The 25,412-nt window shown below is 40.1% G+C and carries 20 protein-coding genes and 1 other annotated feature; of the genes, 4 read left to right on the plus strand and 16 right to left on the minus strand.

Annotated elements, in window-relative coordinates; genetic code table 11:
- Positions 1-95 precede the first annotated feature (95 nt).
- The 14 genes from U5921_RS05475 to U5921_RS05540 all read right to left on the minus strand — a co-directional run bounded on the left by U5921_RS05475 (position 96) and on the right by U5921_RS05540 (position 18,549).
- On the minus strand, positions 96-1,442 hold the full coding sequence (locus U5921_RS05475) for a short-chain fatty acid transporter (RefSeq protein ID WP_324825457.1): 1,347 nt from the start codon (positions 1,440-1,442) through the stop codon (positions 96-98).
- A 234-nt stretch (positions 1,443-1,676) separates the two neighbouring features.
- Positions 1,677-3,203 (minus strand): sodium:solute symporter family transporter, encoded by a 1,527-nt coding sequence (locus tag U5921_RS05480; protein ID WP_324825458.1) that lies wholly within the window; start codon positions 3,201-3,203, stop codon positions 1,677-1,679.
- 158 nt (positions 3,204-3,361) lie between these two features.
- Positions 3,362-3,605, minus strand: a binding site (T-box leader).
- 75 nt (positions 3,606-3,680) lie between these two features.
- Entirely contained in the window at positions 3,681-4,733 is a 1,053-nt protein-coding gene (mtnA, locus tag U5921_RS05485) for an S-methyl-5-thioribose-1-phosphate isomerase (RefSeq protein ID WP_324825459.1), read from the minus strand.
- Between the two features lie 115 nt (positions 4,734-4,848).
- Complete coding sequence (locus U5921_RS05490; protein WP_324825460.1) at positions 4,849-5,181, minus strand: PadR family transcriptional regulator; 333 nt, start codon at positions 5,179-5,181, stop codon at positions 4,849-4,851.
- A gap of 11 nt (positions 5,182-5,192) precedes the next feature.
- Complete coding sequence (locus U5921_RS05495) at positions 5,193-5,876, minus strand: hypothetical protein (RefSeq protein ID WP_324825461.1); 684 nt, start codon at positions 5,874-5,876, stop codon at positions 5,193-5,195.
- A 176-nt stretch (positions 5,877-6,052) separates the two neighbouring features.
- A complete protein-coding gene (gene purD / locus U5921_RS05500; protein WP_324825462.1) occupies positions 6,053-7,336 on the minus strand; it encodes a phosphoribosylamine--glycine ligase in 1,284 nt (427 codons plus the stop codon).
- Between the two features lie 77 nt (positions 7,337-7,413).
- Complete coding sequence (gene purH / locus U5921_RS05505; protein ID WP_324825463.1) at positions 7,414-8,949, minus strand: bifunctional phosphoribosylaminoimidazolecarboxamide formyltransferase/IMP cyclohydrolase; 1,536 nt, start codon at positions 8,947-8,949, stop codon at positions 7,414-7,416.
- A 3-nt stretch (positions 8,950-8,952) separates the two neighbouring features.
- Positions 8,953-10,362 carry an amidophosphoribosyltransferase gene (locus U5921_RS05510; RefSeq protein ID WP_324825464.1) on the minus strand — a complete coding sequence of 470 codons (1,410 nt, stop codon included), beginning with the start codon at positions 10,360-10,362 and terminating at the stop codon, positions 8,953-8,955.
- Positions 10,362-10,964: a phosphoribosylglycinamide formyltransferase gene (purN, locus tag U5921_RS05515; protein ID WP_324825465.1), complete on the minus strand. Its 603-nt coding sequence runs from the start codon at positions 10,962-10,964 to the stop codon at positions 10,362-10,364. The genes U5921_RS05510 and purN overlap by 1 nt, the downstream gene beginning before the upstream one ends.
- The gene (gene purM / locus U5921_RS05520) at positions 10,952-11,992 is read right to left on the minus strand and encodes a phosphoribosylformylglycinamidine cyclo-ligase (protein ID WP_324825959.1); all 1,041 of its coding nucleotides are present in this window, start codon (positions 11,990-11,992) and stop codon (positions 10,952-10,954) included. The genes purN and purM overlap by 13 nt, the downstream gene beginning before the upstream one ends.
- 76 nt (positions 11,993-12,068) lie before the next feature.
- The gene (gene purC / locus U5921_RS05525; protein ID WP_324825466.1) at positions 12,069-12,776 is read right to left on the minus strand and encodes a phosphoribosylaminoimidazolesuccinocarboxamide synthase; all 708 of its coding nucleotides are present in this window, start codon (positions 12,774-12,776) and stop codon (positions 12,069-12,071) included.
- Positions 12,777-12,809: 33 nt separating this feature from the next.
- On the minus strand, positions 12,810-13,298 hold the full coding sequence (purE, locus tag U5921_RS05530) for a 5-(carboxyamino)imidazole ribonucleotide mutase (RefSeq protein WP_324825467.1): 489 nt from the start codon (positions 13,296-13,298) through the stop codon (positions 12,810-12,812).
- A gap of 14 nt (positions 13,299-13,312) precedes the next feature.
- Positions 13,313-17,065, minus strand: a complete 3,753-nt coding sequence (locus tag U5921_RS05535) for a phosphoribosylformylglycinamidine synthase (RefSeq protein ID WP_324825468.1) — start codon at positions 17,063-17,065, stop codon at positions 13,313-13,315.
- A 344-nt stretch (positions 17,066-17,409) separates the two neighbouring features.
- Positions 17,410-18,549 carry a lytic transglycosylase domain-containing protein gene (locus U5921_RS05540; RefSeq protein ID WP_324825469.1) on the minus strand — a complete coding sequence of 380 codons (1,140 nt, stop codon included), beginning with the start codon at positions 18,547-18,549 and terminating at the stop codon, positions 17,410-17,412.
- Positions 18,550-19,097: 548 nt separating this feature from the next.
- Between U5921_RS05540 and U5921_RS05545 the strand changes: the two genes are divergently transcribed.
- From U5921_RS05545 to U5921_RS05560, 4 genes are all read left to right on the plus strand, one after another.
- On the plus strand, positions 19,098-19,880 hold the full coding sequence (locus tag U5921_RS05545) for a threonine/serine exporter family protein (RefSeq protein WP_324825470.1): 783 nt from the start codon (positions 19,098-19,100) through the stop codon (positions 19,878-19,880).
- The gene (locus tag U5921_RS05550; protein ID WP_324825471.1) at positions 19,880-20,347 is read left to right on the plus strand and encodes a threonine/serine exporter family protein; all 468 of its coding nucleotides are present in this window, start codon (positions 19,880-19,882) and stop codon (positions 20,345-20,347) included. The genes U5921_RS05545 and U5921_RS05550 overlap by 1 nt, the downstream gene beginning before the upstream one ends.
- A gap of 191 nt (positions 20,348-20,538) precedes the next feature.
- Positions 20,539-23,136, plus strand: coding sequence for a heavy metal translocating P-type ATPase (locus U5921_RS05555; protein ID WP_324825472.1), 2,598 nt, complete (start codon positions 20,539-20,541; stop codon positions 23,134-23,136).
- Between the two features lie 12 nt (positions 23,137-23,148).
- Entirely contained in the window at positions 23,149-23,421 is a 273-nt protein-coding gene (locus tag U5921_RS05560) for a metal-sensing transcriptional repressor (RefSeq protein ID WP_324825473.1), read from the plus strand.
- Between the two features lie 87 nt (positions 23,422-23,508).
- Here the strand turns inward: U5921_RS05560 and U5921_RS05565 are convergent, their stop codons facing one another.
- Together U5921_RS05565 and U5921_RS05570 are read right to left on the minus strand one after the other, a co-directional pair.
- Entirely contained in the window at positions 23,509-24,453 is a 945-nt protein-coding gene (locus U5921_RS05565; protein WP_324825474.1) for a DNA ligase, read from the minus strand.
- Positions 24,454-25,266, minus strand: coding sequence for a Ku protein (locus tag U5921_RS05570; protein ID WP_324825475.1), 813 nt, complete (start codon positions 25,264-25,266; stop codon positions 24,454-24,456).
- Between the last annotated feature and the right edge of the window lie 146 nt (positions 25,267-25,412).

Here is a 25,412-nt window from a genome sequence, read left to right on the forward strand (position 1 = left end):
TGTAAAAAGCAGTGGCTTGAAAAATTTCAAAGCACGCTGCTCTATTTATAAACAATTCTATCTTCGGGATTTCTCTTTGCCCTTCTCATCAAAAATCACGTTAAGAAGAGGAATCCACCACATACAATCAATCCGACTACCAATAAGCAGATCACGCAATAACCCATGATGTCACGAGCACCAAGTCCAGCAATTCCTAATGCCGGCAATGCCCAAAACGGCTGAACCATATTCGTCCATGCATCCCCCCATGAAATCGCCATAGCGGTAACAGAGGGCTCTACGCCTAGTTTTAAAGAAGCCGGCATCATAATTGGTGCCTGAACTGCCCATTGTCCGCCGCCGGAAGGTACAAACAAATTTACAATGCCTGCACTTAAGAAAGTAAAGATCGGGAATGTTGTCGCTGTGGAAACTGAAACAAACCAGTTGCTGATCGCTCCGGCTAATGAAATCTCATCAGCTCCCATACCAGTCATCATACCCATAATACCCGCATAGAACGGGAACTGTAAGATAATTCCACCCGCGCCTTTTACCGCTTCACCAATGGCATTGACATAATGCATTGGTGTCCCATGCAATAAAATGCCTGCGATTAAAAAGATTGTATTAACGATGTTTAAGTCAAGCTTAAACCCATTATCTTTAAAGTACATGATAATATAAGCAAGCCCCAATATTGTAATTAAGCCACTCATAATGCGGCTATCTTCCATTTTTTCAGCTGGAGTTGCAGCAATTCTTGATTCTGAAGTTGTTTCATTTAGCAACTTTGCGTCAATCATGATAACTTTATCTGCAGAAGGATGCATTGCAGCATTTACAAATGGCATAATGAAAAATACTGCTGCGCACATAATTAAGTTATATGAAGAAAAGATTGTTAGAGTCGTCGGAATTGCCTCTGTAATTGCACCTCCCGTTGCGACCGTGAGCGCTTCTCCTCCCGTTGCGACCGTCAAAGGAATAGATGCAGATAACCCTGCATGCCAAATGATAAAACCCGAGTATGCAGATGCAATCAGAAGCCGGTAATCAATTCCCTTAACCTGCTTCGCAATCTCTTTTGCTAAAATTGCACCAACAACCAATCCAAATCCCCAATTGATCCAGCAAGCAAGAATTGAGAATGCAGTGACTGAAACAATTCCCTGAAACGGAGTCTTAGGAATGGATGCCAGTTTTACCACCACTTTTTTGACGGCAGGAGCATTTGCCAGCGCGGACCCAAGCACTAAAACAAGTGCCATCTGCATTGAAAATGCCAGTAATGTCCAAATACCGCCTCCCCAATGCGCCACCATTTCAAGCGGGCCTTGATGAGTAACCGGTATCGCTACTACGAATACAAATACGGTTAAAATTACGCAGAAAATAAATGGATCTGGCAGGAATCTCTGAACTAATGCAACACAGCCATTCGTAAACTTTTTGAACATAAGTAATTCCTCCTTTAAATAAAACATATAATAAAAGCGAACTGCTGCTAATTTTTACCTTTTGCAGTTCGCTTTTATTATACTCGTTTCTTTTTTGGGCATCAAGTAATATTCCTAGTTATTTTATTTAAAAAAACTATAATATCAAAAGAATCTACGGCATTTTACATTAATCGACCTTGATTTTCATTACGCTGATTCATCTTTTTTTCCATGCTTACTTACTTTTTTGCCTTACTGCTGATCTTCATCCTCATTTAAAACCATCTTATGTGCGGCCATAACTTTCTCATCATAGCAAGCAAAGGTTTCCTCTACAAACGATGCAGACAGTTTCGGAGTCATAAAACTAATCAGCGGGACAATCAAAAGCGATAGCAGCATGGAACCTGCGCCTGCAATAACCGGCGTTGTAAAATGTAGAAATAAATTTGAAACATTGATTCCAATTCCTGAAAGAAATGCTGCAAAGACAGAAAGTCTTGTGCTTCCTTTCCAAAATAATCCATAGATAAAAGGCCCTAAAAAGCATCCTGCCAAGGTACCCCAAGACAGAGACATCAAAGATGTAATCAATTGATTCGGACGCAGCGCAATCAATACAGAAATTAGTACAAACAAGCCACAAAGCACTCGAATAAATAAAATCTGCATTTTGGAATCCATGTTTTTAAAAAATAATGGTTTTAAAAAGTCTAAAGTAAAGGTTGAACTCGATGCAATGACTAAAGACGAAAGTGTTGACATGGATGCAGAAAGCACGAGTATTACTACCACTCCAATTAGAACATCCGGCAGGTTATTTCCGATCATGGTCGGTACAATTTCATCAAATGCAACGCTTCCATCCGCATTTGCACGGATAAACAGTCTTCCAAAGGAACCGTGAAAATAGGACCCACCGGCTACTACCAATGCAAACAGGGTTGAAATAATCGTACCGGTTTTAATCGCCTTTTCATTCTTTATAGTATAAAATTTATGAACCATCTGCGGCAGGCCCCATGTTCCTAAGCTTGTTAATAAGACAACGGAAAGAAGTCCAATCGGGTCCGGTCCGAAAAAAGAAGTGTATGCACCCTTAAATGCTGGATTTGAAACGTTCTCTATCTTTGACATCCCAACCATCGCACCCATCAGTCCCCCTTGACTGTGAAGTGTCATCCAAATAACTGCTACAATGCCTAAGAGCATAATGGTTCCTTGTATTAGATCATTCAATGCAGCTGCCATATAACCGCCTACCATCACATAAACTGCAGTCAGAATTGCCATGCCGATCATGCAGTATGCAAAATTAATTCCGAATGCCATAGCAAACAAACCGGAGAGACCTTTATATACCGATGCAGAATACGGTACCAAAAATATAAATATGATAACAGATACAATCACGCGCAAAGATTCCGACTGGTATCGTTTTGCAAAAAAATCAGGCATGGTAGCTGACTCAAAATGCTTTGTCATAATACGTGTACGTCTTCCTAATACAACCCATGCCAAAAGACTCCCAATCAGTGCATTTCCTATGCCAATCCATGTGGCAGACATTCCGTATGCCCAACCAAACTGCCCTGCATAGCCGACAAAAATAACAGCGGAAAAATAGGAAGTTCCATAAGCAAATGCTGTCACCCAAGGACCGACATTCCTTCCTCCAAGTACAAAATCTCCTACACTCGCAGTATGCTTTCTACAGAAAACACCCACACCTACCGTCATAGCAAAAAATAATGCTAATAAAAATACTTTGATGATCATGTTTTTACTCCTCTTTCTACAAACCTACAAAACTACAGACCTACAAAACTATAATTCCACTCACCCATAAAGGCGGATTTCAGGTTTTACTATCATAAAATAAGTGCTGAAACAGCTTTTTTTCTATTAAATAAAAAAATCCCGTCTTCTGAGCTTCCTCAGAGGACGGGAGGACTTCCCGCGGTACCACCTCTATTTACACAAACTTCACAGTTTCTGCCTTGTCGAGTACAAACATACTCCAGCACGATAACGGGTGCAGCCGTCTCAGCCTACTCGGAAATCCTTTGGGTGAGCAACTCACAGAATGTATTCGTCTTATGTTTTACCTGCGCCTCTCACCATCCGGCTGCTCTCTGTTGTTATACCATAAGATTACTTGTTTCTGGTCAATGTCTTTAATTGCTACTTGATTAGAAATAATTTATCATTTTACAAAAAACTTGTCAATACATTTTTATAGGGTAAAGTAAATCTTTATTTTTCCAGCAAACCCCTTAAACTCTCTTCATAGGGTGGATATGCAATCCCCTTCTCTGTGATCACTGCTGTAATATACTTCGCTTCGGTTACATCAAAGGCTGGATTATACGTTTGAATGCCGGCAGGTGCCATCTCCTTCTCGTACCACATTTGGGAAATTTCATCCCCACTACGCAGCTCAATTTTGATCTCTTCCCCGTTTGGAGTGTCAAAATCAATGGTAGATGTCGGAACGCACATATAGAATGGTATGCCATATTCCTTTGCTAAAATTGCAACACCAGAAGTTCCAATCTTATTTGCCCCATCGCCATTTGCCGCCATGCGGTCGCATCCCACCAGTACCGCATCAATCCATCCGTTCTTCATGACCATAGATGCCATATTGTCGCAAATCAATGTCACAGGGATACCGGATTGATTCAGTTCCCATGCAGTCAATCTTGCCCCCTGTAAAAGAGGCCTTGTTTCATCTGCAAATACATTAAATGCATATCCTTGTTCCTGCCCGACATAGAGCGGAGCCAAAGCCGTCCCGTATTTTGAAGTGGCAAGGATACCCGCATTGCAATGTGTCAGAATGCCCATTCCTGATTTCAAAAGAGAAAGTCCGTATTCACCCATCGCCAGGCATGCGGTTTCTTCTTCCGTTTTTATCCGCTCTGCTTCCTTCAGCATTGCACCTTTTATCTCTTCCACTGTGCAGCTTTTATTTTCTTTCACACACTGTTCCATCCGTGAAAGAGCCCAAGAAAGATTAACTGCGGTCGGTCTTGCCGAATCCAAATAATCCTTTACCATGCAAAATTCCGTATAAAAACCCTCGTAATCCTGTTCCATACTTCCTTTTACGGAAATGTAACTTCCATAGGCGGCTGCAATCCCAATAGCAGGCGCTCCTCGAACCTGAAGCTTATGAATGGCATGCCAAACATCCTCTTTTGTATGCATCTCAAGGTATTCTGTTGTTGTGGGAAGCTTTGTCTGATCCAAAATCAAAAGCATTCCATCTTGAAATTTTATGGGTGAAAACTTCTGACCGTTCATTCTATTACTCCTTTATAATCTTGCAACCGCAATCTTCTCTGCGATGCTGTTCTATCGAATCTTACCATAATATACTTGTAAATAAAAGAGGCTATTCTCTAAAATACATTCCTATTTATTCAATGTTCCCATTTAAAATACCATCTATGCTTCTTGTCAGATGCTTCCATCCAGAAACAAAGTCAAACAATTCCTGATGCCCTTTTTCTGTTAATTTATAGTATTTCCGCGACGGTCCCAAATCGGATTTCTGCATAAAACTTTCGATTAATTTATTTTTTTGTAGTCTCGTATATAAAGGATACAGCGTTCCTTCAGAAATATCATCAAAACCATTTTCTTTTAACAGTTTTGCAATTTCGTATCCGTAGCTTTCTCCTTTTAAGTCAATAATCTTTAACACACAGCCTTCTAAGCTTCCTTTTAATAACTGTGATTTATTATTCATTTCACCGTCTCCTAATTTATTTTTTCTGATACGTAGTCAAGCAGCCGGTCTAAAAATACACAAACCAAACTAAACAATAAGACATTTATCTGAAACAATATTTGCCTTAGATAAAATCCACTGAGAACAAATGCAGCAATGACTAAGACATTTCCAGCCCAAAGATAAAAAGTCCATTTTCTTTTCTGCTTCTTCTCCATATCATCCCAAGCGAGAAGCCATTGGTCCAACTTATTCACTACAGCATATACCACTACAATTGCAAATATAGTATTTATCACCAAAGACAATGGGATTGCTACATGAAAGGTAAATGCTTTTTGAGCGATCCACACAGGCAGCAATATATTCACAAACATTCCAAAAAAACCTGTAAATAATAAAAGGATCATTGGGATATAAGACACTTTTAGCAAAATCTTTTTTAGCAGGCTGTAGGAACCGTATACCTGCTCAATATACTCCTCACAAAATGCATCGATATCCTCTGTCCCTAAAATCCTCTTTACCGGAATGCCTTCCTGCTGTGCTTGTAAAAATAAATTTAAACAGTGATGGCTAAACTCTTCCGCATCCGTCTCAGAAAGATTGGAAAAGCGGATTGTCAACAAAATTTTATCAAAGAGCTTATGATTCTCCTCGGTTAGCTCATTACTATAGCGAGCCATTTCTTTCATTAATTTCCTTCGTTTCATCTAAATAAAACCTCCTTCTTGGTATTATGCATTGCAAAGTAGTATCTATATTGTAATGCAAAGTAGTGTCCCTGTCAAGAAAGAAAAATTTTATTTTTTTTATTAGAAAACAGTCTAGTTTATCAATAAAAAACAGCTGCTTCAAATAAAACTCGAAACAGCTGCCTGCTATCTGATTACTGCTTTATGATGCACCCGATGTCTTTTCGATACTGCATTCCTTCAAAGAAAATCTTTTTCACATTCGCAAATGCCTTTTCTCTCGCTTCTTCATGCGTTATTCCAGTTGCCGTGACGCCTAAAACTCGTCCACCGCTCGTAAGCACCGGAAGTTTTCCATCCTCATCCGCTTCATTCCCATATTTTGTTCCCGCATGAAATACAATAACATCCTGATCTACAGCCTCCAGCCCGCTGATCTTTCTGCCCTTTGGATAAGACCCAGGATATCCTTCTGATGCCAGCACAACACAGACCGCCTTGCGACTGCCCCACGCTATTTTTTGCTCAGAAAGTGTTCCATGAATGACCGCTTCAAAAATATCGAGCAAGTCGGAATCTAAGCGGGAAAGTACGGATTGTGTCTCCGGATCGCCAAAACGATTGTTAAACTCAATGACCTTCGGGCCATCCTCTCCAATCATTAGACCGATAAAAAGAACACCTTTGAAATCTAATCCATCCTTTTTAAAACCTTCTATGGTCGGCTCTAAAATCTGTTCACGAATCTGCTGCTCCAACTCATCAGTAAAGATTAAGCTTGGAGAATAAGTTCCCATTCCCCCTGTATTCGGTCCTTTGTCGCCGTCAAAGATACGTTTGTAATCTTGTGCAGACTCCATCGGAACAATCACATTCCCGTCTACAAAGCAAAGCATTGACGCTTCAATTCCCGTAAGAAATTCTTCCACAACGACCTTTTCTCCGGCACTTCCAAACACTTTATCACCCATCATTTCTTCAATGGCTCTTAACGCTTCGCTTTGATCCGCTGCAATGACAACGCCTTTTCCCGCAGCAAGGCCATCTGCCTTTAATACCATTGGATAGCCGAAAAGCCCTACTGCCTTTTTTAATTCTTCCTTATCGGTAAATTCCCGATATCCGGCTGTAGGAATCTTATGTCGATCCAGAAAAGCCTTTGTAAAGGCTTTGCTTCCTTCAAGCTGCGCACATTTTTTATTCGGGCCAAAGGTTGGAATGCCTTCTTTCTCTAAAGCGTCTACAATGCCCATAGAGAGGGGAACTTCCGGACCAATCACAACCATATCTATTTTTTTTTCTTTTGCAATACTACAGATTCCGTCGATATCCTCCGCTTTCACAGCAACGCATTCTGCTTGCTTCGTGATTCCTGCATTTCCAGGAGCACAATATAATTTTGTCACACGGGGACTTTGGCTGAGCTTCCATGCAATTGCATGCTCTCTTCCTCCGCTCCCAACAATCAAAACTTTCATTTTATTTCCCTCTTTTTTCTGTTTCTCTGCTGCTTCTCTGAGCTTCTTTTAAAGCAAAATGCTATCTGTTATATCACTTAGTGTTTAAAGTGACGAACCCCTGTAAATACCATAGCGATTCCAAGCTCATTTGCCTTTTTAATGGACTCTTCATCTCGAATGGAACCACCCGGCTGTATAATTGCAGTGATACCGGCATCGGCTGCGGCTTGTACACAGTCATGGAATGGGAAGAATGCATCAGATGCCAGTATGGCTCCTTTTGTCTCGCCGGTTGCCTGCTTAACCGAATTTTCAACTGCCCAAATGCGATTTACCTGTCCCGGTCCAATTCCTAAAGTACGCTGGTCTTTTGCTATGACAATTCCATTGGATTTAATATGTTTCACAACTTTCATTGCAAAACGCAGATCAGCCATCTCCTTTTCATTTGGCTCGCGATCGGTCACTACTTTCAAGCTTTCTTCTTCAAAAAGTGTCGTATCAATCTCCTGAACAAGAAGTCCACCTGTTACCTTCTTCAAAGTCAAAGTACCGGGCTGAATCGGATCAGAAATTGCAGGGAGCTTTAAGAGGCGAAGGTTCTTTTTCTTTGTCAAAATCTCCAATGCCTTTTCGGTGAAATCTGGTGCAATAATAATCTCTACAAAAATTTTACTGATTTCTAACGCTGTCTTTTCATCAACCGAACGGTTTGCCGCAACAATTCCGCCATAAATAGAGACCGGGTCTGCCGCATACGCTTTCAGATATGCTTCGTAAACATCGCTTCCAATTCCCACACCACAAGGGTTTGCATGCTTTACTGCAACCACAGTCGGTTCTTCAAATTCTTTTAAAGCCTCTAATGCTCCATTTGTATCATTAATATTATTAAAGGAAAGTTCTTTTCCATGGAGCTGTCTTGCATTAATCAGATCTCCTGCCTGTGGCTTGACTTCCTTATAATACCACGCTTTTTGATGTGGGTTTTCACCATAGCGAAGCTCCTGTGCCTTTTCAAAGGTCAAAGTCAGCTGCTCCGGAAGTTCATTTTGGATCTGTTTTCTCAGATAATCAGAAATCAATGCATCGTAAGCTGCGGTATGCTCAAATACCTTCAACGCAAGTTTATATTTTGTATCATAAGAAACGGTCCCGTTTTCCTTTAGCTCAAAGAGAACTTTCTCATAGTCTTTTGGGTCACAAATCACCACGACATCTTTGTGATTTTTTGCCGCAGAACGCAGCATAGTCGGGCCGCCAATATCAATGTTTTCAATTGCCTCTTCCAGAGTGACATCCTCTTTCAGTATCGTTTGCTTGAATGGATATAAATTGATTGCAACAATATCAATTGGTTCAATATTCAATTCCTTCAACTGCTGCATATGCTCCGGTTTTTCTCTCATCGCTAAAATGCCGCCGTGTACAGCCGGATGTAAGGTCTTTACACGACCGTCCAAACATTCCGGAAAGCCGGTGACTTCCGAAATGCCAGTTACCGCAACTCCCTCATCCTTCAAACGAGCCGCCGTACCTCCGGTTGAAATAATCTGCACACCCAGTTCTTCTAATTTCTGCGCAAATTCTACCACTCCTGTTTTATCGGAAACACTGATTAATGCTCTCATCTTTTACTCCTTTCCATTCCAGCAATAAGTGCAAAGCTTGCACTTATCAATTCCTACCGCAGCCAAGGTATCCTCCAGTTCATGATACTTTAAGCTTGTAAATCCTAACTCTTCTTTTATTTTCTCAATCATCTTTGCGTGCTTTTCTGTCGATGCATCCACATACTCCTGCAAAACCTCTTCGGTCGCTTCTCCGCCTTCCAATTCTTGAATCACACGGCGTGTAATCAAATCCATGTCGCTGACTGATCTGGAAAAATTCAGATACTTACATCCATACATAATTGGAGGACAGGCTGAACGCACGTGAATTTCCTTCGCACCGTTTTCGTAAAGATATTTTACAGTCCCATAAAGCTGTGTGCCTCGTACAATGGAATCATCGATTAAAACGAATCTTTTTCCGTTAATGATTTCATGAACCGGTACCAGCTTCATCTTTGCAATTAAATCTCTTGCTTTTTGATTCTGCGGCATAAAGCTTCTAGGCCAGGTTGGCGTGTATTTAATCAGGGGGCGTGCGTAAGGAATGCAGGACTGGTTTGCATATCCAAGTGCATGTGCCGTTCCGCTGTCCGGAACCCCTGCTACATAATCCACATCTAACTTTTCATCGTGTTTTGCAATGCTGGCGCCGTTTCGATAGCGCATCTGTTCTACATTTTTCCCTTCGTACGTCGAGGTCGTATAACCGAAGTAGGTCCAAAGGAAGGTACAGATACGCATTTTATCTTTCGGCTGACTGACGGTTCTCGCTTCTTCTGCGGTAATGCGTACAATTTCTCCCGGTCCAAGCTCTCGAAGAGGTTTATAGCCTAAATTATAGAAGGCAAAGGATTCAGAAGAAGCACAGATGCTATCTCGTTTTTTCCCTAGTATCATAGAGGTTCTTCCATAAAGATCTCTTGCCGCATACATACAGTCTTCTGTTAAAATTAAAATTGTAACGGAACCTTCAATCTTTTTCTGTGCAAACTGAATGCCTTCTACGATGTTATTGCTTGTAGAAATCAGTGCTGCAACTAGTTCTGTATTATTGATTGTTCCGCCGCTCATTTCTAGAAACTGATTATTTCCCATGCGTATGAGTTCTTGAACAATTTCTTCTTTGTTGTTGATACGCCCTACCGTACCGATTGAATAATGTCCTTGACGGCTGAATACCGTTAAAGGCTGCGGCTCTCCGTCACTGATGCTCCCAATTCCCTTTGTTCCCACCATTATCGTTACTTCTTTTTCAAATTTGGTTCGAAACGGAGCATTTTCTATACTGTGAATGGCACGTTCAAAGCCATTGTCACCAAATACGCACATCCCACCGCGTTTGGTGCCTAAATGGGAATGATAATCGGTTCCAAAAAATAAATCCATCACACAATCTTTTTTGGAGACCACTCCAAATAATCCACCCATTATTTTCCTCCTCTGTTTTTCTCTTCCGTCAATTTTTTAATTGCTTCTATTAATATTTTATGTTCTGTGACCAAGACCCTGGCTGCCAATGTATCAGCCGTATCCTCATCCTGCACAGGAACACGTTCCTGCAATATAATTTCGCCTGTATCTACGCCTTCATCCACAAAATGAACTGTTGCACCAGTCGTGGATTCTCCGTTATCTAAAACGGCTTGGTGTACACGTTTCCCATAATACCCTTTGCCGCAGTATTTTGGAATCAAGGATGGATGAATGTTAATCATTCTGCCTTCATATTCTTGTATCAATGACACATCGAGTACGCTCATGTATCCGGCCAGGACCACAAGGTCTGTTCGTTCTTCTTTTAATGCGCAAAGCAATGCTTCGCTTCGTTTCATCGGATCCGAATACACTTCTTTTCCAATAACTTTTGCACAAATGCCATGTTTCTTTGCACGTTCCAACGAGAAGGCTTTGCTGTTACTGGAAATCACTTGAACAATCTTAGCATTTTCAATCTCACCGGACTCAATGGCATCAATGATCGCCTGCAGATTCGTACCTCCACCGGAAACCAATACCGTTATTTTTTGCATAGAACAACGCCCTGTCCTTCCACAATTCTTCCAATCACATTCGGTGTTTCTCCGGCTCCTCTTAATGCATGCATAACAGCCTCTGCATCTGCTTCTTCTACGACCATAATCATACCTACACCCATATTAAAGGTTGCAAACATTTCATTTTCTTCAATCCCTGCACATTTTTGAATATAGCGGAAAATCGGAGGCACCGTCCAGCTTCCAACTTGAATTTCCACACCGAGACCCTCAGGAATAATTCTTGGAATGTTTTCAAAAAAACCGCCTCCCGTAATATGAATGATTCCATTTACATCTACCGCTTTGCGAACCGCATTACAAGCTGCCGTGTAAATTTTTGTAGGACGCAAGAGTGCATCTCCAATGGTTTCTTCCAGCTCATCCACATAGTCCATAACATCCATTTTTTCTTTTTCAAAAATCACTTTGCGAACCAAAGAATAACCATTGCTGTGAATGCCGCTTGATGGAATACCGATTAACACATTTCCTTTTTTAATCTTTGATCCATCTATAATTCTTTCACGGTCCACTACGCCCACTGCAAAGCCGGCCATATCGTATTCGCCGTTTCCGTAAAAGTCCGGCATTTCCGCAGTTTCGCCGCCTACCAATGCACATTCTCCGAGAACGCAGCCATCCGCAATTCCCTTGACAATTTCCGCAACTTTCTCTGCGTGCACTTTACCGGTAGCAATATAATCTAAAAAGAACAGAGGTGCGGCACCCTGACACAACACATCATTGACACACATTGCAACACAGTCCTGTCCTACCGTATCATGCTTTTCCATAAGAAATGCAATTTTGAGCTTCGTTCCTACACCATCCGTTCCGGCAACTAATACCGGCTCTTTCATTTCTTTCACATCGAGCTTAAATAAGCTTCCAAAACTCCCCAAGCCTGTGAGTACATTTGGTGTAAATGTTCTTTTCACATGATCTTTCATCAAGCGAACGGCTCTTTCACCTTCCTTTGTATCAACACCCGCATCTTTATAGGTGAATTTCTCTTCTTTCATTTCCATTCCTGATCCTTTCTTCTCGCCTCTCCGATTACCTGCACATTGCCTCTTGTCCAGCTATTGCTCATGAAATTTATTCTTTTTCCACTCTCTTCAATACATCTTGATACGTTTCTTCTACATTTCCCAAATCTCTTCGAAAACGGTCTTTGTCCATCTTCTCATTTGTTTTGACATCCCACAAACGGCAGGTGTCCGGTGAAATTTCGTCTGCTAAGATCACTTCACCGTCGTAGAGTCCAAATTCAATTTTAAAGTCAACCAGCTTCAGCCCTCTTTCTAAAAAGAACGGCTTTAATTCATCATTTACATGGTAAGCATATTTCCGAACTGTTTCAAGTTGTTCTTCCGTCGCAAGCTCTAAGGCAAGAATATGGTCATCATTAATTAGCGGATCACCTAAGTCATCATTTTTATAGGAAAATTCCAATACAGTCCGTGCAAGCGGCCTTCCTTCTTCTACGCCATAGCGCTTAGAAAATGATCCAGCCGCCACATTTCGAATGATGACTTCAAGTGGTAAGATAGAAACTGCTTTTACCAAAGTCTCCCGATCACTGAGTTTCTCAACAAAGTGGGTCGGAATCCCCTTTTTTTCAAGCATTGCAAAAATAATATCGGACATGATGTTATTCACTACGCCTTTTTCTGCAATGGAGCCTTTCTTCTCGCCATTGAATGCGGTTGCATCATCTTTATAATCAACAATATAAAGCTTCGGTTCTTCTGTCTTGAATACTTTTTTTGCTTTACCTTCATAAATTTGCTCTAATTTTTTCATCTGTTTTCTCTCCCTTTCTCTTATCACTGCACGTTATTTATTTTCAGATTGAAACTGTTCGTCCAATTTCATAACATCGTCTTCCATTTTCTTTTTATACTGCTTCATCGCTTCTCTTAATTTGGGATACTTTACAGATAGAATCTGCACCGCGAGAAGTGCCGCATTTTCTGCGCCATCAATCGCAACCGTCGCTACCGGTATTCCCTTTGGCATCTGTACAATCGAAAGAAGCGAATCCAGCCCATCCATCGTAGAAGACTTAATCGGAAGACCGATCACCGGAAGTGCCGTAAAAGCCGCCATAACACCTCCCAAATGTGCCGCTTTTCCAGCTGCGGCAATCATAACCTCAATGTCTTTTTCTTCTGCATGAGAAGCAAAATGCTCTGCCACTCTCGGTGTTCTATGAGCTGATATGATGCGTGTTTCAAATGCGACTCCAAACTGCTCCAATATTTTTTCCGCTCTTTCCACAACCGGATAATCCGATTTGCTTCCCATTACAATTGCAACTTTCATTGTTCTTCCTCCTTTTATTTAAAATAAGCAACACCGGCTTCAAATAACTTCTGATCTTTTTCTCCTACTACATTTTTATATAGATTGTGTCCAATTCTCTCAGAATGCCCCATCTTGCCAAAAATTCTTCCATCCGGTGATGTGATCCCGCAAACGGCTTCTACACTTCCATTTGGATTCCATCTCGGCTCCATCGTCGGCACTCCGTTCAAATCCACATATTGTGTTGCAATCTGCCCATTTTCCGCCAGTTCTTTTACAAGCTTTTCATCGGCTATAAATCGGCCTTCTCCATGTGAAATCGGAATGGTATGCACATCTCCTACTTCAGTAAACGCAAGCCAAGGTGATTTCACAGAAGCAATTCTGGTTCTTGTCAAACACGATACGTGCCGTCCGATTCGATTATAAGTCAAAGTCGGGCTTCCTTCTGCTGCATCAACAATTTTTCCGTATGGTATCAGCCCTAATTTAATTAAGGCCTGAAATCCGTTACAAATTCCCAGCATTAAACCATCACGATTCTCTATTAAATCCTCCACTGCTTCTTGAATCATTGGATTGCGGAATAGCGCAGTAATAAACTTTGCGGAACCATCCGGTTCATCTCCTCCTGAGAATCCGCCCGGAATCATAATGATTTGGCTGTTTCTTATATTTTTAGCCATCTCTTCAATGGATTCATTCAAATCTTTTTCACTCCGGTTTCGGATAATTTGTATCTCTCCAACCGCTCCTGCACGCTCAAAGGCTCTTTTGGAATCCATTTCACAATTCGTTCCCGGAAATGCCGGTATAAAAACTTGTGGTTTTGCATAGCATGCGCTTGGCTTTGCATGATTCCTTTCATAATAAGAAACCCTTTTTACTTCTTTTTTCTCACATTCTTCTTTTGCCTTCGTCGGAAAAATTTCTTCTAAAGGGCTTTCCCAAGCTGAAATCAGCTGGTCTAAGTTTACCTTATGACTTTCTTTCGAATCATTTAAAATAATTTCTATTTCTGAATCATCTGTTGTGAATCCAATCTCTTTATATTGGCTGCCCGCAAATAAGCTTTCCGCATCTTCCGTATCGACAATTTCCAAAATCAAAGAGCCATAGGCACTCGCATATAATTCTTCTTTGGAAATATTTTTTAAGGATGCTCCAATCTTATTGCCCGCTGCCATTTTAAGCACGGAGGCAAAAATACCGCCTTTTCCAACAGCAGCAGCTGCCAATACCTTTTTTTCATTGCTCAACTGTTGAACTGTCTTCATATTTTTACGGTACTGGGCAAAATCCAAAACATCCGTTGCATCACGATCCGTATACACAAACACTAATTTACTTGCGGTTGTTTTAAATTCTGTTGAAACAACTTGACCAGCTTCGATCATGCCCACTGCAAAAGAAATCAAAGTGGGAGGTACATGAATATCCATAAAAGTACCGGACATGCTGTCCTTTCCTCCAATTGCAGGAATTTCCAGTTCAATCTGTGCTTTCAGCGCTCCAAGCAATGCCGCAAACGGTTTCCCCCATTTAACGGGATCGTCCCCCAGTCTCTCAAAGTATTCTTGAAACGTTAAACGAGCCTTTGCGTAATCACCGCCCATTGCCGTTATCTTTGTTGCTGAATCAATCACGGCATACAATGCTCCATGAAAGGGGCTTTTTTTTGAAATCTGCGGATCAAATCCAAAGGTCATAAGTGAAGTTGTATCTGTATAGCCCTTTGTAATCGGTAATTTTGCTGCCATTCCGGCTGCCGGACTCAACTGATATTGGCCACCTAAAGGCATCAGGACACTCCCCGCACCAATCGTGCTGTCAAATTGCTCTATCAACCCTTTTTGACTACAGCAATTCAAATCAGACGCAATCTCTTCTATGTCTTTTTTTTGCGTTCGCTCAAAGACAGGTGCACATGGTGATTCCACTTTTACTTCAATATTTTGTGTCGTCCCGTTGGTGTCTAAAAATGCTCTGCTTAAATTTAAAATGCATTCTCCACGCCAAAACATACGGAAATACCCGCTGTCCGTTACCCACGCAACCGCAGTTGCTTCTAAATTTTCTTCGCTTGCATAGCGAATCAATGCTTCGCAATCCTCCTTAGAAACAACAGCTGCCATACGTTCCTGTGATTCGGATATTGCTAATTCTGTTCCGTCAAGACCTTCATATTTTTTCGGTACCAAATCTAAATTAACATCTATGCTGTCTGCCAATTCTCCGATTGCTACGGAAACGCCGCCTGCACCAAAGTCATTGCACCGTTTGATTAATGTCGCCACTTCTTTTCTCCGATAAAAACGCTGAATGTTTCGTTCTACCGGAGGATTTCCCTTCTGCACCTCTGCACCGCAATTTAAAATGGAATCTTCTGTGTGTTCCTTGGAAGAACCCGTTGCTCCTCCGCAGCCGTCTCTTCCCGTTCTCCCACCAATTAAAACAATGCAATCTCCCGGAATCGGGCGTGCTCTTCTCACATGGCTGGCAGGTGCCGCTCCAATTACTGCGCCGACCTCCATGCGCTTTGCCACATAACCCGGGTCATAGATTTCTGTAACCTGACCGGTAGCCAGTCCAATCTGATTTCCATAGGAGCTGTATCCATCTGCTGCACCTTTTGTGATTTTTCTTTGAGGGAGTTTCCCCGTTAAGGTATCCTCTATTTTCGTTCTTGGATCACCGCTTCCGCTCACACGCATAGCCTGATATACATAAACACGCCCCGAAAGTGGGTCTCGGATCGCTCCGCCAAGGCAAGTAGCCGCTCCGCCAAATGGTTCAATTTCAGTCGGGTGATTGTGTGTTTCATTTTTAAACATCACCAGCCAGTCTTCTTCTTTTCCGTCAATCAATGCTTTTACTTTTATGCTACACGCATTGATTTCCTCAGACTCGTCCAAATCCGTTACAATGCCCTGCTTTTTTAGATATTTTGCACCCATAACAGCCATATCCATAAGACAAATGTCTTTCTCACGCTCTCCATATACGTCCTTGCGAAGCTGTAAATAAGATTCATAGGCCTCTTTCAGCATCTCACTGTAAGGTCCCTCTTCAAATTGAACGTCTGTGATCTTCGTATGAAATGTGGTATGGCGGCAATGGTCCGACCAATAGGTATCTATTACTCGAAGCTCGGTTATCGTAGGAACTGTATTTTCTTTCTTATAGTATGCTTGAATAAAGAGCATATCCTCTTTACTCATGGCAAACCCTCTTTCTGTGCGAAATTCCTCCAAAGCTTTTGTATCCCAGCTTGTAAAATCCAAAATACGTTCTACATTCTCCGGTACATCCATGTCTAATTCTAAACGCAATGGCTTTCCCCAACTCGCTTCTCTGGAATCAACCGGATTGATGCAATATTCCTTAATTGCCTGTTTTTCTTCCTCATTCAGGTGACCTGTAATGATGTACACTCTTGCGGAACGAACCAAGGCTTTTGTGCTTGTACTCAGCATCTGAATACACTGCGCCGCAGAATCTGCACGCTGATCGTACTGCCCCGGTAAATATTCCACTGCAAAATAAAAAGAATCTGCACCTAAACTCATCGTTTCTTCCCAAACCCGGTCAACCACAGGTTCTGAAAAAACGGTACATTTTGCAGACTCGTACACCTTTTCTTCGATTCCTTCTATATCATAACGATTAATCACTCTTACTGCTTCCACTTGCTTCAAATGCAAATGGATCCTCAAATCAGAAAAAAGCCGCTGCGCTTCAATATCAAAGCCCTTTTTCTTTTCCACAAAAATTCGTCTTACCATCGGTCATCCTCCCATTTTACGAACATTATGATTGTAATTTATTAAAATAGTTCGTGATTTTCGCAATATATTCCTTTTTTCACCTCTATATTAACAGATTCTATAATAAATATCAAATAAAATACGAATATTTTGTTTGATATTATGCTTCTTTTCTTTTTTGCCATTTTTTTATCCCATAATTCAAATTTTATTTTTTCCATGAACAATAAAGCTACCATATTTTTCTCTTTCCCGTGCAAGAAAATAAGAAATGCTTTCGCACACAAAAAAATACCGTCAACAACTGCTGACGGTATCTTTTTTAATTTCTATATGCTATATGCTTTTTATTTACTTTTCTTTTATTTACCGGTTCCATATCCGCCGCTTGACAAATACGTTTTTAAATTACTCTGCGTACTAATAATTTTCGCTGCATACCGTGTGGAATAACTTCCTCTGTTTACAGCAACCGACCCCTGATTGTATGCGGACAATGCTTTTGTTACATTGCCTCCGTAAGCATCAATTCTCTCTTTTAAATACTTTGCACCGAATTCAATGTTTACATGAGGATCCAAAAGCTGTGTGGAACTAATCCCATATCGTGCTGCGGTGGATGGCATAATCTGCATCATCCCCAGCGATCCGCTTGATGATTTTGCAGAAGGATTAAACGTGCTTTCCCGATGTGCTACCGCCAGAAGCAACGTCTGATCTACACCGTAAATATTGGCTTCATGTTGAAATAAAAAGACTAAATTTTGTGCTTTATCCGTAGTATAACTACTATTATATTTTTTGATATAACTTACCAATCCCCGATTATATCTTGAGCGTGGCTCATTAAACAGAGATTTTGCTTTTATACCTTCTTTTGTACTGATATAAATGCCTGTATACGAATCAAAATATACATCCCATCCGAATAAACCATTGCTTGTGATTGCAGCGACCGGAATATAAGGTACTGTCCCTTTTACCAGTACCGGCAACCCCTTCAGGTCGACCTGCTTTGCCTCAAGTTTTGGCAATTCAATCACCGTTTCCTGATCCGACTGCAATTCGTCATCTGATCCCGTCTCACTTTCGGTATCATCTGCCTTTTCAGCAGCCTTTTCGTTGTTTGCAGTTTCATACGCGATTACCGAGACGTTATTTGCAATTTCTGTCTTTACGTCCTGTTTATTGTTTTTCATCCATCTCTGCGAGAGCTGGGTCTGCGTAGATTCTGCTTTCCAAAGTTTCAATGTGCGGCTTTCCATATCCAATTCAATCTTCAATCCAAGAATTTTTCCCATCTCTGCATTCAAAGGCAGATAGGTTGTATTCTTATAAAGAAAGAATGGATCGTCCATTTGATAGTTTATAATTTGTTGTCCGTTAATTGAAATGTCCTTAATAAAAAAATCCCCTCGAACATTATCTCCAGCATATATAGAAATTGATGAGAAAAGTAAGATTGTCAACGAAAGCCACACAGATATAAGCTTCTTTGCCATATCTATTTCTCCTCTCTTTCTTGTGTTCATTTAAAGCTAAACACTTAGCTATTATAACATAACAGGAATAAAAGTATACACTTTTTTGTTATTTTTTTCTCGATACCCCCTTAAATCGTTGATTTTTGAACATCTGCATCTTTGAAAAAATATAAATTATAAAGTTAAAAAATAACCTTTTATTGGTTATACATCATATTTATACCATATTTTTTGCAATGTCGAAAAAAAGGCTATTAAATTGAAATTAAAGGGATATTTTAAATCCTCTCTATGTTAAAATGGAAAAAAGCTATAAAAATTTTGATTCATATTTCTTCATAGTTTCCTCCCTTTTTCCAAGGTACAGCACGGTTGAAAAGGAGAATATCTTAGCTGAAAAAATAAATTACGATACAATGAACAAAATATAAAGAAAATATCTAGCCTTGCTTTCAAGAAACATTCTTCGTGTCATATATATGTTTGCTTAAAATACAGCAATTTAAAATATGATATATTTTATAAGTACTATTATCGCTAGTAATAATGAACAACAAGAGGTTCCTATGATTAATCAAATACAAAAAAAAATATTAATTTTAGCTTTGTACGCAGGAGAAATCATGCTGCGAAGCGGAGCTGAAATCTATCGTGTTGAAGATACCGTAACCCGCATTTGCAAAGCCTGCAATATACCTTATGCAGAAGTATTTGCTACTACAACCGGTATTTTCGTTTCAGTTGACGACGGTTCTGAACACAGTGATATGCATACTTTTTTAAAACGTATCCACAGCAGCAGCATTGACCTTGAAAAAATATCAAAAATTAATCAATTCTCCAGAAACTTCGCAACAAACGAGTTTTCTGTCGAAGAAGGGATGCAAATGTTAAAAGATATCAACCGTTCTTTTCAATTTTCCTTTCTATGGCGGGTTCTCGGTGCAGGTATGATTGCTTCATTTTTTACACTCATGCTGGGTGGGCTCTTTTCAGATTTTCTTGCCTCCTTTGCGATTGGAATACTCACTTATTTTGTAACTATTTTTTTAGAACGTCTGCAATTGAATCTTTTTATCAAAGATTTTTGCTCCTGTGCCGTCGTTGCACTTTTAGCATTGCTCTTTTCCAAAATCGGACTTGGTCACAACCCTCACTTGATCATTATTGGCTCCATTATGATCTTCCTTCCCGGTGTTTCTATCACAAATGCGGTCAGAGACTCTCTCACCGGAGACCTGGTTTCCGGCCTTTCTCGAGCCATGGAAGCAATTTTAGTCGCAATAGCAATTGCTGCAGGAGTCGGACTGGTACTTAAAATTTTTGGTGCAATTGGAGGTGTTTATTAATGTTTCTACAGTTTTTTTACGCCTTGGCAGCCACCGCTGGCTTCTGCCTCATCTTCAATGTACCCAGAAGACATATGTTTAGCGCCTCTTTCGTCGGTGCACTAGGCTGGATTACATTTCAGTATGCACTTTCTATTGGCTACGGAAACGTTGCTGCCTGCTTTTTAGGCTCGTGTACCGTTGCTCTGCTCAGTGATATTTGCTCCAGAGTATTAAAGGATGCGACTACTCTTTTTATCATTCCAGGGATTCTCCCTTTGGTGCCGGGCGCCGGCATGTACAATACAATGCTTGCATTTCTTGACAGCAACTTTGACAACATGACAAAAGTAGGATCAGAAACAATTCTTATGGCCGGATCGATCGCTGTCGCATTACTCATGGTCGCTTCACTCATTAAGGCAGTTGTGACTATTAAGGATAGTATCCTCGACATTTTAAGAAAAAGAAAAGGATTAAGAAAGTAATCCTTTTCTTTTTTTATTGTTTTCTAATAAAGCTCCCTCTTTTGATGCTAATTCAAATTGATAAAAAACAAAATCGGTCCACTGTATGGTTTTTATCAATTTGAGAAAACTAATCCTTGACATGCAGAAATATTGATGCTATGTTTATACCATACCCCCGGGGGGTACTATATCTGTGGGAGGAAAAATCTATGAAGCAAAAATTTGATATTACAGGAATGACCTGTTCCGCTTGCTCTTCAAGAGTAGAAAAAAGTATAAATAAACTAGATGGCGTAGCTGCTGCTAATGTAAATCTGCTTACCAACAGCATGCAGGTTGAATACAATGAAAATCAATTGAATGAAGAAAGCATTGTTAATGCAGTAAAACATGCAGGATACGGTGCATCTGTACATGAAACAACAAACCAAAAAAGCAGTAAGGGCACAAGTCGAACGTCCTCTGCTCCAAACATGATGGAAGAGCAGCTGCATTCAATGAAAGAACGCGTATGGGTTTCTTTTATATTTTTGATTCCGTTATTCTATATTTCCATGGGTCATATGATGGGTGCACCGCTCCCGGCTTTCCTTACCGGAATTGAAAATGGTGTTTCCTATGCTCTCACACAATTTTTACTTTGCCTTCCGATTGTGTATATTAACCGTAAATATTACCAAGTCGGATTTAAAACATTGTTGCATGGGGCGCCAAATATGGATAGTTTAATTGCAATCGGTTCCAGTGCCGCCCTCATCTACGGCCTATTTGCAATCTACCGAATCGGCTACGGACTCGGCATTCAAAATCTGGAGTTGGCTCATCAATACCATATGGATCTATACTTTGAGTCGGCAGCTACCATACTTGCTCTCATCACTTTGGGAAAATACTTAGAAACCCGCTCCAAAGGTAAAACAAGTGAAGCAATTACAAAGCTTATGGATTTAGCTCCGAAAACAGCAATCGTGGAACGGGATGGTAAAGAAATAGAGATAGCGATTGAAGAGATCGTTGCAGAAGATATCTTTTTAGTAAAACCAGGTGCCAGCGTGCCTGCGGATGGCATTATCCTTGAAGGTTCATCCAGCTTAGATGAATCTGCACTGACCGGAGAAAGTATTCCCGTCGAAAAAAAAGCTGGTGATTCCATCACCGCTGCTACAATTAACAAAGCTGGTTTCTTAAAATGCCGAGCAACCAAGGTTGGAAACGATACTACACTTGCACAAATTATAGCTTTAGTAGAAGAAGCAAGTGCAAGCAAAGCCCCGATCGCAAATATGGCTGATAAAATTACTGGTATATTTGTTCCGGTCGTCATTGCCATTGCAGTTGCTTCTACAATCATATGGCTACTGCTTGGTGCCACTTTTGAATTTGCACTTTCCATTGGCATTGCTGTCCTCGTAATCTCCTGCCCTTGTGCGCTTGGGCTTGCCACTCCGGTTGCAATCATGGTAGGTACCGGAAAAGGTGCACAAAATGGTATTTTAATTAAATCAGGAGAAGCATTAGAAACCGCACACAATATCAAAACGGTTGTCTTAGATAAAACCGGGACAATTACAGAGGGTAAACCTCAGGTTACGGACATTCTTACTGTCAGTCAAGAAAAAGAATTTACAGAACAGAATTTACTTCAGCTTGCCGCAACCTTAGAAAAACAAAGTGAACACCCACTTGCTGAAGCTATTTTAAATGCCGCCAAACAAAAACAAATTATGCCATCTGCTGTCAGTAATTTTACTGCTATTTTCGGTCGTGGCGTAAAAGGATCAATTAATGGTTCACTCTACCTCGCAGGGAATGCTGCATTATTAAAAGAAAATAATATTTCACTTGCTTCTTATGAAGCGAAAATCGACCAGCTTGCACAAGAAGGAAAAACACCGCTTCTATTTGCATCGGAAAAAGAACTGCTTGGCATTATCGCCGTAGCTGACGTTGTAAAACCGACAAGTAAACGTGCGATTTCTGCTCTAAAGGATCTTGGCATCCATGTTATCATGCTAACCGGAGACAATAAAAAAACTGCTTCTGCCATTCAAAATCAGTTAGAAATATCAACTGTAATTGCGGAAGTGCTCCCTCAAGATAAAGAAAAAGAAATTGTAGCGTTACAGAAAAAAGGCCATAAGGTCGCAATGGTTGGTGACGGCATCAACGACGCTCCCGCTCTTGCCAGAGCAGATGTCGGTATTGCAATAGGTGCTGGCACTGATGTCGCAATCGAAAGTGCAGATATAGTCCTGATGAAAAATGATTTGCTCGATGCGGTAACTGCGATTAAACTAAGTAAAGCAGTCATCAGAAACATCAAACAAAATTTATTTTGGGCATTCTTTTACAACAGTGTCGGCATTCCATTAGCCGCAGGCCTGCTCTACGGCCTTTATGAATTGAAGTTAAACCCGATGTTTGCAGCTTTTGCAATGAGCTTGAGCAGTGTCTGCGTCGTAAGCAATGCCTTACGTTTAAAATTATTTAAAGCAGACCACACTGGCATTTCAACAGCCTTACCGCAGTCCGCAGCATCGCCAATTATAGAACCAATTATTTCTAATGAACAAAAAGGAGAAGAAAAAAAGATGAAAACATTAAAAATGAACATTGAAGGTATGTCTTGCAGCCATTGCAGCGGTCGTGTAACGGACGTGCTCAACGCAATCGACGGCGTAGAGGCAAAAGTAAATCTCGCACAGCAATCCGCAACAATTGCGCTATCTAAGGAAGTAGATAACAGTACTTTGAAAAAAGCAGTGGAGGATGCAGGCTATCACGTAACTTCCATTGAAGAAGAATAGCAGGAAATCGTTATGAAAGCATCTACAAGCACAATCAACCGCTTGCTGAAAACTGCAAAAGGCCAGCTTGAAGGAATTTTAAAAATGGTAGAAGAAGACCGCTATTGCGTGGATGTTTCGAATCAAATCCTTGCAACACAAGCCATTTTACAAAAAGCAAACAAAGAAATTCTTCGCAGTCATATAAAATGCTGTGTAAAAAGTGCATTGGAAAGCGATAATGAAGCAGAAAAAGATATTAAAATTGAAGAATTATTATCTTTGCTTGATAAAATAGGACGATAATAAAAGTAAAAAGCAAAATAAAGATAGAAGCAGGCAGTCTTTTCAGCTGCCTGCTTCTAATTTCATATCATAGACAAAGCATTGCAATTACATGCATGAGATGCATTCTTTTGCCTGTTTATCTTCGCGAAGCCCCTTAAATACCGGTTGGCGAAGAGATCCACTTGATGTTTTCTCCATATATTTTACCGTACATACCAGATCAGGAGAAAGCCATACTGCATTTTTATTTCTACTTTGAGCTGCCTGCTCTGTAAAAGGTGGATTGGAAGTTTTTTTATGAGATGCTATCTTTGAAAAACTTTCTTTTGATACTCCCAAGGTCACATGCCCCTTATCAATTAATTCTTCCTTACTATATTGACCTAGGATAAGACTTACAATATAGTCGCTTTTTTCAATATATCCGCAGATTACGAAATCATCATCTTTAAGATATTTTATTTTGATCCAATCCTTCGTTCTCTTATCTAAATAGTATTTGCTATCCTTAAGCTTTGCAACAATACCCTCTAATTCTTTTTGCTTTGCAAGGTCAAATAACGCAATCCCTTTTTCTTCAATATAACGAGAGATTGCCAATCGTTCACTTTCTTTAGCTATTTTGCCTAATAGCAATTTACGATCCATTAAAGGCATATTCGTAACTTGCTTGTCCTTATAATATATAATATCATAAGCGGTAAAGGTGGCGGGAAGCTTCTTGGATTCCATCTCAATTTTAAATGTATTCGACATTAAGCTTCTTTTTTTAATTTCAGAAAAATCAGGAACGCCATCTTTAATAATAATCAACTCACCATCTAAAATACATCGACATTTTACTTGTTTATGAATTTGAGATAATTCCGGAACTTTTCGAAGCATTTTCATATTTCTTTTATTCCTTAGCTCTGTCCCATTTTCATCTAAATAAGCAATGCACCTCTCACCATCTAATTTTAATTCAAAAATATAACTTTTATTATCAAACGGCTCCCCTTCCATTCCAATTAACATCGGTTTCACGATCTTACTTTTAAAAATATCCATTTAGGCCTCTTTTGCTCTTGGTTTTTTTGAAGTTCTTTTTTTCTTCGCCGGAGTGGGAGTATTTTGCTCAATGCTCCTTTGCAGTGCCTCCATAAGATCGATTACATTTCCTCTTTCATCTTCTTTTGCTGCGATTATTTCTTTTCCGGATATCTTGTCTTCAATCAATTTTCTCAATCGTTCTTGGTATTCATCTTTATATAATTCTGGTTCGAAAGGCTTTACCATAGAAGAGATTAAAGTTTTCGCCATTGTTAATTCACTCTCATTCAAATCTGGTTTTGCATAAGACTTCGGAATTTCTTTTATTTCATCAGAATAAAACATCTTTTCAACCAAGATTCCTTCCTCACTTGGTATAATACACAATAAAGTTTCGCTGTTACCCATCACGGTCTTTGCAATTGCTACTTTGTTTTCTTGTTTCATAGCAGCACGAAGCAGCTCAAATGCCTTTTCTCCACCTGTTTCAGGAACTGCGTGATACGTTTTATCATAAAAAATAGGCTGAATGTTGTCTAAGTCAGCAAAATGTAAGATTTGAACCGTTTTATCCTTCTCTGTCTTGATTTTTTCAAAATCTTCATCCGATACGATCACATACTGATCCTTATCGTATTCAAAACCTTTTATAATATCTCCTGAGGAAACTTCTTTTCCACAATCGGAACATATCTTTTTATATCGAACCCGGCTGTTATCTTCTCTGCAAAGCTGATTAAAATGAATATCATTATCCTGAGTTGCGGTATATAATGCCACGGGTATATGAACCAACCCAAAGCTAATTGCACCTTTATGTGATACTGCCATTTAAAAATACCTCTTTCGTTTTCTTTTATTGTGACCGAAAAGCATCCGTTAAATTCTGATTATCCATAAAATACTCTTTTTATTTTACTATTTGGATAGAATAACATTTATAATAAAGTCAACTATTTCTAAAAATAGTTTGAGTG

It is taken from the genome of Sinanaerobacter sp. ZZT-01 (assembly GCF_035621135.1).
In the GTDB taxonomy this organism is placed as follows: Bacteria; Bacillota; Clostridia; order Peptostreptococcales; family Anaerovoracaceae; genus IOR16.

Coding starts and splice junctions, on each gene's coding strand:
- U5921_RS05560 (WP_324825473.1), top strand. CDS start 23,149: ATGAAAGCATCTACAAGCACAATCAACCGCTTGCTGAAAACTGCAAAA.
- U5921_RS05540 (WP_324825469.1), bottom strand. CDS start 18,549: ATGGCAAAGAAGCTTATATCTGTGTGGCTTTCGTTGACAATCTTACTT.
- U5921_RS05510 (WP_324825464.1), bottom strand. CDS start 10,362: ATGGGTGGATTATTTGGAGTGGTCTCCAAAAAAGATTGTGTGATGGAT.
- U5921_RS05475 (WP_324825457.1), bottom strand. CDS start 1,442: ATGTTCAAAAAGTTTACGAATGGCTGTGTTGCATTAGTTCAGAGATTC.
- U5921_RS05565 (WP_324825474.1), bottom strand. CDS start 24,453: ATGGATATTTTTAAAAGTAAGATCGTGAAACCGATGTTAATTGGAATG.
- U5921_RS05570 (WP_324825475.1), bottom strand. CDS start 25,266: ATGGCAGTATCACATAAAGGTGCAATTAGCTTTGGGTTGGTTCATATA.
- purM (WP_324825959.1), bottom strand. CDS start 11,992: ATGAAAGAAGAGAAATTCACCTATAAAGATGCGGGTGTTGATACAAAG.
- U5921_RS05550 (WP_324825471.1), top strand. CDS start 19,880: ATGTTTCTACAGTTTTTTTACGCCTTGGCAGCCACCGCTGGCTTCTGC.
- U5921_RS05535 (WP_324825468.1), bottom strand. CDS start 17,065: ATGGTAAGACGAATTTTTGTGGAAAAGAAAAAGGGCTTTGATATTGAA.
- purC (WP_324825466.1), bottom strand. CDS start 12,776: ATGAAAAAATTAGAGCAAATTTATGAAGGTAAAGCAAAAAAAGTATTC.
- purN (WP_324825465.1), bottom strand. CDS start 10,964: ATGCAAAAAATAACGGTATTGGTTTCCGGTGGAGGTACGAATCTGCAG.
- U5921_RS05545 (WP_324825470.1), top strand. CDS start 19,098: ATGATTAATCAAATACAAAAAAAAATATTAATTTTAGCTTTGTACGCA.
- purD (WP_324825462.1), bottom strand. CDS start 7,336: ATGAAAGTTTTGATTGTTGGGAGCGGAGGAAGAGAGCATGCAATTGCA.
- U5921_RS05555 (WP_324825472.1), top strand. CDS start 20,539: ATGAAGCAAAAATTTGATATTACAGGAATGACCTGTTCCGCTTGCTCT.
- purH (WP_324825463.1), bottom strand. CDS start 8,949: ATGAGAGCATTAATCAGTGTTTCCGATAAAACAGGAGTGGTAGAATTT.
- mtnA (WP_324825459.1), bottom strand. CDS start 4,733: ATGAACGGTCAGAAGTTTTCACCCATAAAATTTCAAGATGGAATGCTT.
- purE (WP_324825467.1), bottom strand. CDS start 13,298: ATGAAAGTTGCAATTGTAATGGGAAGCAAATCGGATTATCCGGTTGTG.
- U5921_RS05495 (WP_324825461.1), bottom strand. CDS start 5,876: ATGAAACGAAGGAAATTAATGAAAGAAATGGCTCGCTATAGTAATGAG.
- U5921_RS05490 (WP_324825460.1), bottom strand. CDS start 5,181: ATGAATAATAAATCACAGTTATTAAAAGGAAGCTTAGAAGGCTGTGTG.
- U5921_RS05480 (WP_324825458.1), bottom strand. CDS start 3,203: ATGATCATCAAAGTATTTTTATTAGCATTATTTTTTGCTATGACGGTA.